At 58.3% G+C, this 13881-nt stretch carries 15 protein-coding genes and 1 pseudogene; 10 read left to right on the top strand and 6 right to left on the bottom strand.

What is annotated here, in order from left to right; all coding sequences use genetic code 11:
• The first annotated feature begins 597 nt into the window (after window positions 1-597).
• The 9 genes and pseudogenes from rpmH (at window position 598) to LB453_RS22110 (ending at window position 6779) form a co-directional block, all read left to right on the top strand.
• Complete coding sequence (gene rpmH / locus LB453_RS22150) at window positions 598-738, top strand: 50S ribosomal protein L34 (RefSeq protein ID WP_003849659.1); 141 nt, start codon at window positions 598-600, stop codon at window positions 736-738.
• A 15-nt stretch (window positions 739-753) separates the two neighbouring features.
• Window positions 754-1113, top strand: a complete 360-nt coding sequence (gene rnpA / locus LB453_RS22145) for a ribonuclease P protein component (RefSeq protein ID WP_033755442.1) — start codon at window positions 754-756, stop codon at window positions 1111-1113.
• A pseudogene (gene yidD, locus LB453_RS22140) lies at window positions 1077-1335 on the top strand (membrane protein insertion efficiency factor YidD). The gene rnpA and the pseudogene yidD overlap by 37 nt, the downstream one beginning before the upstream one ends.
• Before the next feature lie 2 nt (window positions 1336-1337).
• The gene (yidC, locus tag LB453_RS22135; RefSeq protein ID WP_224481581.1) at window positions 1338-2984 is read left to right on the top strand and encodes a membrane protein insertase YidC; all 1647 of its coding nucleotides are present in this window, start codon (window positions 1338-1340) and stop codon (window positions 2982-2984) included.
• Between the two features lie 82 nt (window positions 2985-3066).
• Window positions 3067-4431 (top strand): tRNA uridine-5-carboxymethylaminomethyl(34) synthesis GTPase MnmE, encoded by a 1365-nt coding sequence (mnmE, locus tag LB453_RS22130; protein ID WP_084884316.1) that lies wholly within the window; start codon window positions 3067-3069, stop codon window positions 4429-4431.
• A 98-nt stretch (window positions 4432-4529) separates the two neighbouring features.
• Window positions 4530-4811, top strand: coding sequence for a CopG family ribbon-helix-helix protein (locus LB453_RS22125; RefSeq protein ID WP_103797102.1), 282 nt, complete (start codon window positions 4530-4532; stop codon window positions 4809-4811).
• Window positions 4799-5092, top strand: coding sequence for a type II toxin-antitoxin system RelE/ParE family toxin (locus LB453_RS22120; protein WP_103797101.1), 294 nt, complete (start codon window positions 4799-4801; stop codon window positions 5090-5092). Before LB453_RS22125 ends, LB453_RS22120 begins: the two co-directional genes overlap by 13 nt.
• 180 nt (window positions 5093-5272) lie before the next feature.
• The gene (locus LB453_RS22115; protein ID WP_103797100.1) at window positions 5273-5863 is read left to right on the top strand and encodes a malonic semialdehyde reductase; all 591 of its coding nucleotides are present in this window, start codon (window positions 5273-5275) and stop codon (window positions 5861-5863) included.
• Between the two features lie 166 nt (window positions 5864-6029).
• Complete coding sequence (locus LB453_RS22110; RefSeq protein WP_103797099.1) at window positions 6030-6779, top strand: 4'-phosphopantetheinyl transferase family protein; 750 nt, start codon at window positions 6030-6032, stop codon at window positions 6777-6779.
• Window positions 6780-6895: 116 nt separating this feature from the next.
• Here the strand turns inward: LB453_RS22110 and LB453_RS22105 are convergent, their stop codons facing one another.
• Window positions 6896-8209: an NCS2 family permease gene (locus tag LB453_RS22105; RefSeq protein ID WP_103797098.1), complete on the bottom strand. Its 1314-nt coding sequence runs from the start codon at window positions 8207-8209 to the stop codon at window positions 6896-6898.
• Window positions 8210-8358: 149 nt separating this feature from the next.
• On the opposite strand from LB453_RS22105, the gene yieH reads away from it, so the two are divergent.
• Complete coding sequence (gene yieH, locus LB453_RS22100; RefSeq protein ID WP_103797097.1) at window positions 8359-9024, top strand: 6-phosphogluconate phosphatase; 666 nt, start codon at window positions 8359-8361, stop codon at window positions 9022-9024.
• Window positions 9025-9045: 21 nt separating this feature from the next.
• Here yieH and LB453_RS22095 read toward each other — a convergent pair whose 3' ends face one another.
• The 5 genes from LB453_RS22095 to pstC form a co-directional block, all read right to left on the bottom strand.
• A complete protein-coding gene (locus LB453_RS22095; RefSeq protein WP_224481580.1) occupies window positions 9046-10281 on the bottom strand; it encodes an MFS transporter in 1236 nt (411 codons plus the stop codon).
• Between the two features lie 108 nt (window positions 10282-10389).
• Entirely contained in the window at window positions 10390-11124 is a 735-nt protein-coding gene (phoU, locus tag LB453_RS22090; protein WP_033755423.1) for a phosphate signaling complex protein PhoU, read from the bottom strand.
• 15 nt (window positions 11125-11139) lie between these two features.
• Window positions 11140-11913 carry a phosphate ABC transporter ATP-binding protein PstB gene (pstB, locus tag LB453_RS22085; protein ID WP_033755421.1) on the bottom strand — a complete coding sequence of 258 codons (774 nt, stop codon included), beginning with the start codon at window positions 11911-11913 and terminating at the stop codon, window positions 11140-11142.
• Between the two features lie 44 nt (window positions 11914-11957).
• Complete coding sequence (gene pstA, locus LB453_RS22080; RefSeq protein ID WP_103797096.1) at window positions 11958-12848, bottom strand: phosphate ABC transporter permease PstA; 891 nt, start codon at window positions 12846-12848, stop codon at window positions 11958-11960.
• Entirely contained in the window at window positions 12845-13807 is a 963-nt protein-coding gene (pstC, locus tag LB453_RS22075) for a phosphate ABC transporter permease PstC (protein WP_103797095.1), read from the bottom strand. The genes pstA and pstC overlap by 4 nt, the downstream gene beginning before the upstream one ends.
• Window positions 13808-13881 lie beyond the last annotated feature (74 nt).

Below are 13881 nucleotides of genomic sequence, written 5' to 3'. Positions count from 1 at the left end.
GGCGGACTCCACTTGTACAAAATCGATAAGAAATAGTAGGCGCTAATAAAGAAACGTTCATTTTTGACACAGACGGTAGAAAGCGCCTGCGACCGCTATCAGCGGTTTCCGTCCCTGGGATCGCGACCGGATCGTCAGCGGAAGGGCGGATCATAGCGCAAAGCGAGGCAGAGATCTTCACTTTCTACACAGTTTTGATCCTTTTTATCCACAGGCCGTGGACAGGTAAAACAGTTTACGCCTGCTGGCGAAAAAAGCTGCGGGGATCGTCGAAAAATAGCGGCTTTTTCAGGCCGCCTCTCGTTTTCACGCGGATCCTCAGCGGCCCGATCGTAAGAAGATCCCGTGGGATCCTTGCGCTTTAAAGCGGAGGCCGTATAATTCTTCCCCCGGCGTTGTCGCGTTATGCCCAATGCCCGGACTCAGCGGGCTGTATCCGGGCTTCCAGGTACCGCGACCAGCGAAGTAAATTGACTCTGGACTGTACAATTATTACAATCCCGCCTCTTTATTAAAGACACATTGAGGCGTCGGTCGTTTTACTGGCCCAAAAACGCGTCACCCAGTGAAATTTTTCAAGTTTAGGTAGAAATCGCCATGAAACGCACTTTTCAACCGTCCGTACTGAAGCGCAACCGTTCTCACGGCTTCCGTGCTCGTATGGCAACCAAAAATGGTCGTCAGGTTCTGGCACGTCGTCGTGCTAAAGGCCGTTCTCGTCTGACCGTTTCTAAGTAATAAAAGCTAACCCTCGTGGTTAAGCTCGCATTTCCCAGGGAGTTACGCTTGTTAACTCCCACTCATTTCACTTTCGTCTTCCAGCAGCCACAACGGGCTGGCACGCCGCAAATCACCATCCTCGGCCGCCTTAATTCGCTGGGGCATCCCCGCATCGGTCTTACCGTCGCTAAAAAGCATGTCAAGCGCGCACACGAACGCAACCGGATCAAACGTTTGACCCGAGAGAGCTTTCGTCTGCTTCAGCATGAACTGCCAGCGATGGACTTCGTCGTTGTAGCGAAAAAGGGGATTGCCGATCTCGACAACCGTATGTTGGCGGAAGCGTTGGAGAAGTTATGGCGTCGTCACTGTCGCCTGGCGCGCGGCTCCTGATCGTCCTGATCCGCGTCTATCAGCGCGGCATCAGCCCCTTGCTGGGACCACACTGTCGGTTTCAGCCAACCTGCTCTCATTATGGAATTGAGGCGTTACGCAGGTTTGGCCTGATAAAAGGCAGTTGGTTGACACTCAAACGCGTATTAAAATGCCACCCTTTGAACCCGGGTGGTGACGATCCTGTGCCGCCAAAAAACCTTTGATACCAGAGAACATTAACGATGGATTCGCAACGCAATCTTTTTCTCATCGCTTTTCTGTTCGTGTCTTTCATGATCTGGCAAGCCTGGCAGACGGACCACGCTCCGCAGCCGCAGCAGACCCAGACCACGCAAAACACCAACAGCGCAGCAGGTGATGCCGCCAGCCAGGGCGTTCCGGCCAGCGGCCAGGGCAAAACGATCACCGTTAAGACTGATGTCCTGTCATTGAATATCAACACCCGCGGTGGCGATGTTGAGCAAGCTCAGCTGCTGACCTACCCGGACAAACTGGGTTCTGACCAGCCGTTCCAGCTGCTGGAGACCACGCCATCCTTCGTTTATCAGGCTCAGAGCGGACTCACTGGCCGTAACGGTCCCGATAACCCGAACAACGGCGCGCGTCCGCTGTTCACCGCTCAGCAGGATCACTTCGAGATGGCTGACGGCCAGACCGAACTGCGCGTGCCGATGACCTTCACCGCTGAAAATGGCGTGGTTTACACCAAAACCTTTATTTTCAAGCGTGGCGAATACGCGGTGGACGTGACCTATAACGTCAACAACACCACCCAGCAGCCGCTGGAAGTGTCGCTGTTTGGTCAGCTGAAACAGACTATCGATCTGCCGAAGCATCGTGACACCGGCAGCAACAACTTTGCGTTGCATACCTTCCGCGGTGCGGCCTACTCCACCAGCGAAGAGAAGTACGAAAAGTATAAGTTCGATACCATCGCGGACAACGAAAACCTGAACGCCACCACCAGCAACGGCTGGGTGGCGATGCTGCAGCAATATTTTGCTACCGCATGGGTGCCGCGTACCGCTGGCAATAACGCGCTCTACACCAGCAACCTGGGCAACAGCGTTGCGGCGATCGGCTATAAATCTGCGCCGGTCACCGTGGCTGCGGGTCAGCAGCAGGATCTGGGCGCTACGCTGTGGGTCGGCCCGGAAATTCAGGACAAGATGGCTGCCGTTGCGCCGCATCTCGACCTGACCGTTGACTACGGCTGGCTGTGGTTTATCTCTCAGCCGCTGTTTAAGCTGCTGAAGTTTATCCACAGCTTTATCGGTAACTGGGGCTTCTCCATCATCGTTATCACCTTTATCGTGCGCGGCATCATGTACCCGCTGACGAAGGCGCAGTACACCTCGATGGCGAAAATGCGTATGCTGCAGCCGAAGATTCAGGCGATGCGCGAGCGTCTGGGCGACGACAAGCAGAAGCAAAGCCAGGAGATGATGGCGCTGTATAAAGCGGAGAAGGTCAACCCGCTGGGCGGCTGTCTGCCGCTGGTTATCCAGATGCCGATCTTCCTTGCGCTCTACTATATGCTGTCTGGATCGGTTGAACTGCGCCATGCGCCGTTTGTCCTCTGGATCCACGACCTGTCGGCGCAGGACCCCTACTACATTCTGCCGATTCTGATGGGCATCACCATGTTCTTCATTCAGAAGATGTCACCGACCACCGTGACCGATCCGATGCAGCAGAAGATCATGACCTATATGCCGGTTATCTTTACCGTGTTCTTCCTGTGGTTCCCGTCAGGTCTGGTGCTGTACTACATCGTCAGCAACCTGGTAACCATTCTCCAGCAGCAGCTGATTTATCGCGGGCTGGAAAAACGCGGTCTGCACAGCCGCGACAAGAAGAAGGCGTAACGCGCTTACGCCCGTCTGACAATCTGGTTTACCCTGAGGCGGTCGATAAGACCGCCTTATTTTTTTAGCGAGAGAAAATCCCATGAGCCACAGCGATACTATCGTCGCCCAGGCGACGCCTCCCGGACGCGGCGGCGTCGGTATTTTGCGCATCTCCGGCGCGCGCGCCGCCGAGGTGGCGCAGCAGGTGCTCGGCAAGCTGCCAAAGGCGCGCTACGCCGACTATCTGCCGTTTAAAGATGCTGACGGCAGCGTGCTGGACCAGGGCATCGCGCTGTGGTTTCCCGGCCCGAACTCCTTTACCGGCGAAGATGTACTGGAGCTGCAGGGCCACGGCGGCCCGGTGATCCTCGATCTGCTGCTGAAGCGTATCGTGGCGCTGCCCGGCGTGCGCATCGCCCAGCCGGGCGAATTTTCCGAGCGCGCCTTTTTGAACGACAAGCTCGACCTGGCGCAGGCCGAGGCGATCGCCGATCTGATTGACGCCAGCTCCGAGCAGGCGGCACGTTCCGCAGTTAACTCGCTGCAGGGTGCCTTCTCTACCCGCATCAACCAGCTGGTGGAGGCACTGACCCACCTGCGTATCTACGTCGAAGCGGCTATCGACTTCCCCGATGAAGAGATCGACTTTCTCTCCGACGGTAAAATCGAAGCGCAGCTTGATGAGGTGATTGTCGATCTCGACGCCGTACGCGCCGAGGCGCGTCAGGGCAGCCTGCTGCGCGAAGGCATGAAGGTGGTGATTGCGGGTCGGCCAAATGCGGGTAAGTCGAGCCTGCTTAACGCCCTGGCCGGGCGCGAAGCGGCGATCGTGACCGATATCGCTGGCACCACGCGCGACGTGCTGCGTGAACATATTCATATCGACGGCATGCCGCTGCATATTATCGATACCGCGGGGCTGCGTGAGGCCAGCGACGAAGTTGAGCGCATCGGCATCGAGCGCGCCTGGCAGGAGATTGAACAGGCGGATCGCGTGCTGTTTATGGTAGACGGCACCACGACCGACGCCACGGAAGCGGCGCAGATCTGGCCCGACTTCGTCTCGCGCCTGCCTGCGGCGTTGCCGATTACCGTGGTGCGCAACAAGGCGGACGTCACCGGCGAAACCCTGGGCCTGACAGAAGTAAATCATCACTCACTTATTCGCCTTTCGGCGCGTACCGGCGCAGGCGTCGACGCGCTGCGCGACCATCTGAAGCAGTCGATGGGCTTTTCCGGCAATATGGAAGGCGGCTTCCTGGCGCGTCGCCGTCATCTTCAGGCGCTGGAGTTAGCGGCTACTCACTTACAGCAGGGCAAGGCGCAGCTGCTGGGCGCGTGGGCGGGCGAACTGCTGGCGGAAGAGCTGCGGCTGGCACAGCAGGCGTTGAGTGAGATCACCGGCGAGTTCACCTCAGATGATTTGCTGGGGCGGATTTTTTCCAGCTTCTGTATTGGTAAATGATCGGTACCGAACGCTGGGCTGTTCATTTATTGCGCTTCAGGTGTTACCTTTTAGAATCGTAAAAGGTAACACCTTACAGGTCATACGAGGATCGCATTATGCCAACCACCAGCACCACACTGAAGATTGACAGCCTTCTTAAAGAGCGCGTGAAAAAACTGGCGGATTCTCGGGACCGCAGCCCGCACTACCTCATGGTCACCGCTATTGCTCAGTACATCGAGCGAGAAGAGGCGCGTGAAAGCTTTAAGCAAGAGGCCCTGGATTCATGGCGTGAATATCAGGAAACGGGCCTGCATCTCACCGGTGAAGAAGTGAAAAGCTGGTTACGCAACTGGGGGACGGAGGCGGAAACGGATATTCCTGAATGCCACAAGTAATTGTTACCCAACGCGCCGCTAGCGGGCTGGCGCGTTGCCGTGAGTTTTTAATGAATAAGAATCCACTTGCGGCGCTTAAAGCAGGTCAGGTGCTTGAAAAGCAGTTTGAACAACTGGAAAAAAACCCAGAAATCGGCCGACCTTTTGTCGAAGCACCTCAACTACGAGAGCTCCTGATTGGCTTCGGCGATTCAGGCTATGTCGCGCTATACCGTTATGAACAGCATGAAGATCGTATCTATATTTTAGCCTTCCGCCATCAGAAAGAAGCTGGCTACTAATCCCAACGTCAAACTGTGCACTTTCTCCCTCCTCTTCAGCCCATCCCCGTCTGTTTGCACCTTTGTTATTTGGCGACGAACCGCCGTTAGGGTATAAACGGTAAGCACCGGTTTTCCCGGATACGCCTTCACAATGGCATCTCTCAGGCGGCTGCTTCCGCCTGACCCAAGGAGAGTAGAATGCATACACCGCTCGACAACACCGCACTCGACCAGCTGTTTAACGAAGCCCGCACCCATAGCTACTGGCAGGACAAACCCCTCGAAGCTGGCATTCTGGAGCAGCTCTATACGCTGACCGCGCTTGGCCCGACCTCGGCCAACTGCTCGCCAGGCCGCTTTGTGTTTGTCACCTCGCAGGAAGGCAAAGAGAAGCTGAAGCCGGCGCTCTCGTCCGGCAATATAGAGAAGACCATGAGCGCGCCGGTAACGGTCATCGTCGCTCACGATATGGCGTTTTACGATCGGCTGCCGCAGCTGTTTCCACACGCCGATGCGCGCAGCTGGTTTACCGGCAGTCCAGAACTGGTGAAAGAGACCGCCTTTCGCAACAGCAGCCTGCAGGCGGGCTATCTGATCCTGGCCGCGCGCTCGCTTGGGCTGGATGCCGGTCCAATGTCAGGCTTCGATCCGGCGAAAATCAACGAGGCGTTCTTCGCCGACAGCAGCTGGCAGGTCAATATGTTGATTAACCTCGGCTACGGCGATAGCGAGAAGCTGCATCCGCGCCTGCCGCGTCTGGGTTTTGAACAGGCGTGCAAGCTGGCCTGACGCTAATCTGCCGCTGCGCAAGCGCGTAGCGGCCTCTCTTTTTTCGCCTCTTTTTATCAGCCGATTCTGAATATTGCGCCATTCTGCTGGATGCCGGATGCATTATCCTCAGAAAATTCTTACAATGCGCCCTGATGATTAAGTGACCATTTTCACGGAGCGACAGATGGCGGGTCATTTTGTACGTTGGATGGGCGATCGCGGCATTGTCGCTGACGCCATGCGCATGCCGCAGGATGTTCTCGATCAGGCACGACAGCTGCCTGACAGACACCGTGGACGTTTTTTGCTTGCCCGTCTGATGCTGGCGCAGCTGATGCTGCGCGTTTACGGTATCAGCACCCTTCCTGCTCTCGTTACCCACAGCAATGGCCGCCCGGCCTTTGCCGATCGCGATTTGCCCGATTTCAGCATCGCCTATGCCGGCAATATGGTCGGCGTGCTCCTTGCCGAAGAGGGCGGACGCGCCGGGCTGGATATGGAGATCGTACGCGCCCATAGCCGCCAGACGCAGGAGCAGCTGATGCAGTCGCTTACGTCTGGCGAGCGCGCCTGGATTAATGCGCAGCAGGATTTTATGGAAGCGGTGACGCAGATCTGGACGCTGCGCCAGAGCATTCTTAAGCTGACCGGCGAAGGTAACGATAATATGGCCTCGCTGCGGCTGCAGCCCGCGGCCGGACGCCTGCGCTCGACGAGCTATCCCGATATTCAGGCGGTGTGCGACGCCGAGCCGACGCTGGTGTGGTCATGCGCCCTGTCGGCCGCCACCCAGCGGCTGCACCTGTGGGAAATCGATGCCTCGCGCGAGTGGCATGCGCTGCGCGACGTAGAGATGAGCAAGCCCAATATCGGGCCGCGCACGCTGCGTCTGACCAGCTCACCGCGGGAGCGCAGCCTCCATCCAGAGCTATAAAAAAAGCCGCTTAAGCGGCTTTTTTTACAGGGCAATTTTCCAGCACTTTGCGCTTCGGTTCATCTCACCCGCTTGCAGACGACTCAGCGGTTTGCGACAGAGCCTGAGCCTTCCTGTTAATGCGCGTCGATAAAGGCGATTTTTAACACGAACAGCAGCGCCACAACCACCACGCAGGGGCTGATCTCGCGCCAGCGGCCGGTGCCCAGCTTCATCACGCAGTAGGCGATAAAGCCCAACGCGATGCCTTCGGTAATGGAGAAGCTAAACGGCATCATCGCCGCGGTTACGAAGGCCGGCACCGCTTCGGTGAGATCGTCCCAGCGCACGCGCGACAGGCTGGCGGTCATCAGCACGCCAACGTAGATCAGCGCGCCTGCAGCCGCATAGCCCGGCACCATCGCCGCCAGCGGCGACAGGAACATCACCAGCAGAAAAAGCACCCCGGTCACCACCGCCATCAGGCCGGTGCGGCCGCCGATCGCTACGCCGGACGAACTTTCGATGTAAGCGGTCACTGACGAAGTACCCGCCAGCGCGCCCGTTACCGAGCTAAAGCTATCCACAAACAGCGCCTGCTTCATACGCGGAAACGTGCCTTGCTCATCGGTCAGGCCCGCTTTATCGGTTACGCCAATCAGGGTGCCAGAAGAGTCGAACAGGTTAACCAGCATAAAGGAGAAGATAACGCCCGCCATGCCGATATTGAACGCGCCTTTAATATCCACCTGACCAACCACGCTGGTAATCGCCGGCGGCGCGGAGAAGAGGCCAACAAATTTCACATCGCCGAGCGCCCAGCCGAGTGCCGTGGTGATCACCATAGAGATCAGCACCGCCGCATGGATATTGCGCGACGCCAGAATAGCGATAATAAAAAAGCCGAGCGCGCCGAGCAGTACGCTGTGCGAGGTCAGATTGCCGACGGCGGCGATAGTATCGGGATTCGCGACGATAATACCGGCGTTTTTCAGCCCCATCATGGCGATAAACAGGCCGATACCGGCGGTGATGCCAACGCGCAGGCTCAGCGGAATATTGGCGATCATCCAGTAGCGCACGCGCAGCAGCGTCAGGATCAGCAGCCCCAGCGCGCCCCAGAAAATGGCGCCCATGCCTACCTGCCACGAATAGCCCATCGCGCCGACCACCACAAAGGCGAAAAAGGCGTTGAGCCCCATCGCTGGCGCCAGCGCCACCGGCAGATTGGCGATCAGGCCCATCAGAATGCTGCCGAATGCGGCGATAAGGCAGGTCGTAACAAATACCGCCTGGGTATCCATGCCCGCCACGCCAAGAATCTGCGGGTTAACAAAGACGATGTAGACCATCGTCAGGAAAGTGGTGACACCGGCAATAATCTCGGTGCGCACCGTAGTGCCATGTTCCTGCAGCTTAAAAACGCGCTGCAAAAGGCCTTGTTTACTCATGCCAACGATCCTGATGAAAAGAACTCGGCGCGTATCCTGACCGCTTTGCCGCGGCAATACAATGATTTTTCGCAACCGTTTCCGGGATCGCAATCTGCGGCGATTAGGTTAAAGTGTGTGCTCTCTCGAAAACAGAAGGATAGCGACAGATGGCAGTAGAGTGTGTCTTTTTTGACTGCGACGGCACCCTTGTGGACAGCGAATTGCTCTGCACCCAGGCGTACGTCAACACCTTCGCGCGCTACGGAATTACCTGCTCGTTACAGGAGATGTTCGAAAGGTATAAAGGCGTTCAGCTCTACGACATTATTCGCGACGTAGCGGAAACCCATCACGCCACGCTGCCGCAGGCGGCCTTTGAAACCGACTACCGCGCCGAGGTGGCGCGCCTGTTCGACGCGTCGCTGACGGAAATTCCGGGTGCCAAAGCGCTGGTGGAGAAAATAACCGTGCCGATGTGCGTCGTCTCCAACGGCACGGTAAAGAAGATGCAGCATTCGCTGGGGCTGACCGCGATGCTGCCCTGGTTTGCTGACCGTCTTTACAGCGGTTACGACATCTCAAGCTGGAAGCCCGATCCGGCGCTGATCTATTACGCCGCCGGGCAGATGCAGGTGCCTGTCGATCGCTGCATTCTGGTGGATGACTCCGAAGCGGGCGCCCGCGCCGGCATCGCGGCGGGCATCCCGGTATTTTACTACTGCGCGGACGCGCACAATCCAGAAATCGACCACCCGCTGGTGACGCGCTTTACCGATATGGCCGCTCTGCCAGCGCTGTGGCGCGCGCGCGGCTGGCACCTGGTGGCGGAGTAATCGCCCGCGTCAGGCAGGCATTTAGCCAATCGCCCCCAGCGAATCGTCGTTGCCCTGCTTTTTCGGCAGCAAAAAGAGCGTGGCAACGATATCCAGCAGGTAGATCAGCGCCAGCAGGGTAATCGCCGCGACAAAAGAGATTTTCGCCGCCAGCAGGCCGATCACCAGCGGGCCAAAACCGCCGACGCCGCGCCCGAGGTTAAACAGAACGTTCTGCGCCGTGGCGCGCGCCTGCGGCGGGAAAGTGTCGGAGATCAGCGCGCCGTAGCCGCCAATCATGCCGTTGACGAACATCCCCATCAGCGCGCCGGTAAACAGCATCACGGTGGGGTCGCGCAGCTGCGCGTAGATCACCACCATCGCGACGGCACCGAACTGATAGAGCAGGAAAATTTTCCAGCGCGCAAAGCGGTCCGCCAGCACGCCAAACAGCCAGATGCCGAAGGTCATGCCGACCACGGTAACTGCGGTCCACAAGCCCGATTTGGTCAGGCTGAAGCCGAAGTTAGCGGAGAGATAGCTCGGCATCCAGATCATCAGCCCGTAATAGCCGAAGTTCTGCACCGAGGTCAGGATAAAGATGCCGAGGCTCGCTTTCGCCGTGGCGCGATCCTGCACCAGCATTTTCAGGCGCGTGGAGAACGACAGCGCTGGCGTCAGCTTTGCCTGCCGGGTAAAGGCCTCTGGCTCGCCCATGCTGCGTCGCAGCACAAACGAGAACAGCGCAGGCAGCAGGCCGACCAGAAACATCCCGCGCCAGCCGATCACGCCCAGCAGCGGCGGCGTAATAAAGGCCGCCAGCAGCACGCCTAGCTGCCAGCCGATACCGACCCACGCCGAGGCGCGATTGCGCTTTTCCGCCGGCCAGGCTTCGGCAATCAGCGCCATGCCGATACCAAACTCGCCGCCCAGCCCCATGCCCGCCAGCGTGCGGTACGCCAGCAGATCCCAGTAGCCCTGCGCCACCGCGCACAGCCCGGTAAAAACCGAGAACATCAGAATAGTAACGGTGAGAATACGGATGCGGCCAAAACGATCGCTGAGATGGCCGAACAGAATACCGCCCACCACCGCGCCAATCAGCGTCCAGGTGACCAGCGAACCCGCCTGTGACGGATCCAGCGCCAGCGACAGGCTAATCGCCGGCAGCATAAATCCCAGGATCAGCAGATCGAATCCATCCATCGCGTAACCGCTGACTGCGGCCAGCATCGCCTTTGCAGGGGTCACGCTCTGCTTACTGCGGGAAAGAGACATGAATCAGCACCTTAATCGAGAAAAAGTGCGTCAAGTATATAAAGGAAACGGTTGCGTGGGACAGTAAAAGCGGCGGGCCGTGCGCCAGGCAGCGCACGGCGGTGAGCATCAGGAGGGTTTGTTGGAGCCGTCGTCGCCGGAGAGCAGCTCGTCCAGCTTATCGCCGCCAACGTGGCGGAAATCCTGACCCTTAACGAAGTAGAAGATAATTTCGCAGATGTTCTGGCAGCGGTCGCCGATACGCTCGATGGCGCGGGCGCAGAACAGCGCGGTCAGCACGCTCGGAATGGTGCGCGGATCTTCCATCATATAGGTCATCAGCTGACGCACGATGCCTTCATACTCTTTGTCGACCTTTTTGTCTTCGCGGTAGATCTGGATCGCTTCGGTCAGATCCATGCGCGCGAAAGCATCCAGCACGTCGTGCAGCATCTCGACGGTGTGACGCCCCAGCGACTCAAGGCTCACCAGCAGCGGCATATGCTGCTGGCCAAATTTTTCCAGCGCGGTGCGGCTGATTTTTTCCGCCACGTCGCCGATGCGCTCCAGCTCGGAGATGGTTTTGATGATCGCCATCACCAGGCGCAGGTCGCTGGCGGTGGGCTGACGTTTGGCGATGATGCGCACGCAGGCCTCATCAATCTCCACTTCCATCATATTGACCTTCTGGTCGCCGTCGATCACCCGCTGCGCCAGTTCGCCATCAAGATTGTGCATCGCGGTGATGGCGTCGGTAAGCTGCTGCTCCACCATGCCGCCCATAATCATCACCTGGGTGCGAATGTGTTCCAGCTCCGCATTGAACTGACCGGAGATATGCTTGTTCAGATTAAGGTTATCCATGTTTATCTCCTGCGATCAGCCGTAGCGGCCGGTAATGTAATCTTCAGTCTGTTTCTGCGCCGGTTTAGTGAACAGCCTGTCGGTATCGCTGAACTCAATTAACTCGCCCAGATACATAAATGCGGTATGGTCGGAGCAGCGCGCCGCCTGCTGCATATTATGCGTCACGATGACCACGGTGTAGTCCTGCTTCAGCTCGGTGATCAGCTCTTCGATACGGCCGGTCGAGATGGGATCGAGCGCCGAGCAGGGCTCATCCAGCAGCAGCACTTCGGGGCGAATCGCAATGCCGCGCGCGATGCACAGGCGCTGTTGCTGGCCGCCAGAGAGACTGTATCCGCTCTGATGCAGCTTGTCTTTGGTTTCATTCCACAGCGCCGCCTTGCTCAGCGCCCACTGCACGCGCTCATCCATATCGGCGCGCGACAGCTTTTCAAACAGACGCACGCCAAAGGCGATATTGTCGTAGATCGACATCGGGAAAGGGGTCGGTTTCTGGAACACCATGCCGACGCGCGCGCGCAGCAGGGCGATATCCTGACTGGAGGCCAGAATGTTGTCGCCATCCAGCAAAATGTCGCCTTCGGCGCGCTGATCGGGATAGAGCGAGTACATCTTGTTAAAGGTGCGCAGCAGGGTGGATTTGCCGCAGCCTGACGGGCCGATAAAAGCGGTGACCTGGTTCTTCGCGATATCCAGGTTGATGTTTTTCAGCGCGTGAAATTTGCCGTAATAGAAGTTCAGGTTACGCACCTGGATCTTACCGCTGTTGGAAGTCGCGATACTCATTGCTCGTCTCTCTTAAACGGCGCCGCACCGGGCAGCGCCGAAGGTTAACCGTGTTTGCTCTTGGTGAAGACCACGCGCGCCAGGATATTCAGCAGCAGCACGCAGAGCGTGATAATCAGCACGCCCGCCCAGGCCAGACTCTGCCACTCGGCAAAGGGGCTCATCGCGAACTTAAAGATGGTGACCGGAAGGTTCGCCAGCGGCTGCATCATGTCGGTGGACCAGAACTGGTTCGACAGCGCGGTAAACAGCAGCGGCGCAGTTTCGCCCGCGATACGAGCGATCGCCAGCAGCACGCCGGTGAGGATGCCCGATACCGACGCCTTTAGCGTAATCGCGGAGATCATCTTCCATTTTGGCGTACCGAGCGCGTAAGCCGCCTCGCGCATGCTGTCCGGCACCAGCCGCAGCATATTCTCGGTGGTGCGGATAACGATAGGGATCTGCAGCAGCGCCAGGGCGATCACGCCCGCCCAGCCGGAGAAGTGCTGCATCTGCGCCACCACGATGGTGTAAACGAACAGCCCCACCACGATCGACGGCGCCGAAAGCAGAATATCGTTGATAAAGCGGATCACCTCCGCCAGCGCCGACTTACGGCCATATTCCGCCAGATAGACGCCCGCCAGGATACCCAGCGGCGTGCCGATCACCGTCGACCACAAAATCAGCAGGCCACTGCCCGCCAGGGCGTTGGCCAGACCGCCGCCGGCGGTATTGGGCGGCGGCGTCGATTCGGTAAACAATGACCAGCTCAGCCCGTCCACGCCGCGCGTTACGGTAGTGAACAGGATCCACACCAGCCAGAACAGGCCAAAGGCCATGGTCAGCAGCGACAGCGCCAGCGCAATCTTATTTTTGGTGCTGCGCCAGGCCTGCATTTTGCGGCGTGACGCGTCCAGTTCGGCGCGAGCCTGCAGTTCAATCGTCGTCATGAGCGCGCTCCTTCACTTTTCGCGAGGCGCAGGATCATTAGTTTAGAAATGGCCAGCACGATAAAGGTGATAACGAACAGGATCAGCCCCAGCTCCATCAGCGCGGCGACGTGTACGCCCGACTCGGCTTCGGCGAACTCATTCGCCAGCGCGGAGGTGATGCTGTTGCCCGGCATAAACAGCGAAGGGCTGTCGAGCTGGTAGGTGTTGCCGATAATAAAGGTGACCGCCATGGTTTCGCCCAGGGCGCGTCCCAGACCGAGCATCACGCCGCCAATCACGCCATTTTTGGTGAACGGCAGCACGATGCGCCAGATCACTTCCCAGGTGGTGCAGCCGATACCGTAGGCGGACTCTTTCATCATTACCGGCGTCTGCTCGAACACGTCGCGCATCACCGAGGCGATATAAGGGATGATCATGATCGCCAGAATAACGCCCGCCGCCAGAATGCCGATGCCGAAGGCCGGACCGGAAAAGAGCGCGCCGACAAAGGGGATGCTCGACATCACCTCGCCTACCGGCGTCTGGAAGTATTCGGCAAACAGCGGTGCGAAGATAAACAGGCCCCACATGCCGTACACGATGCTGGGGATCGCCGCCAGCAGCTCAATGGCGGTGCCGAGCGGACGACGCAGCCAGCCTGGCGACAGCTCCGTCAGAAACAGCGCGATGCCGAAGCTCACCGGCACGGCAATAATCAGCGCAATCAGCGAGGTCACGAGGGTGCCGTAGATCGGCACCAGCGCGCCAAATTCTTCGTTCGGCGCATCCCAGGTTTTGTTCCACAGAAAGGAAAAGCCAAATTTCTGGATGCTGGGCCAGGAGGAGAAAATCAGGGAGACGATAATGCCGCCCATCAGCAACAGGACAATCAGCGCCGCCAGCTTGACCAGCGCGCCGAAAATCATGTCACCTTGCTTACCGGGGGCTTTGAATGCCGGCTTCGTTGCAGCCATAGAAGTCTCATTCTTCAGAGGTTATCAGGGCGACGCGAGGCCGCCCTTCTCGATCTGGCCGGACGCGCGCCCGG

This window comes from Pantoea agglomerans (genome assembly GCF_020149765.1).
GTDB lineage: Bacteria > Pseudomonadota > Gammaproteobacteria > Enterobacterales > Enterobacteriaceae > Pantoea > Pantoea alvi.
This window is presented reverse-complemented; position numbering and strand designations above follow the sequence as displayed.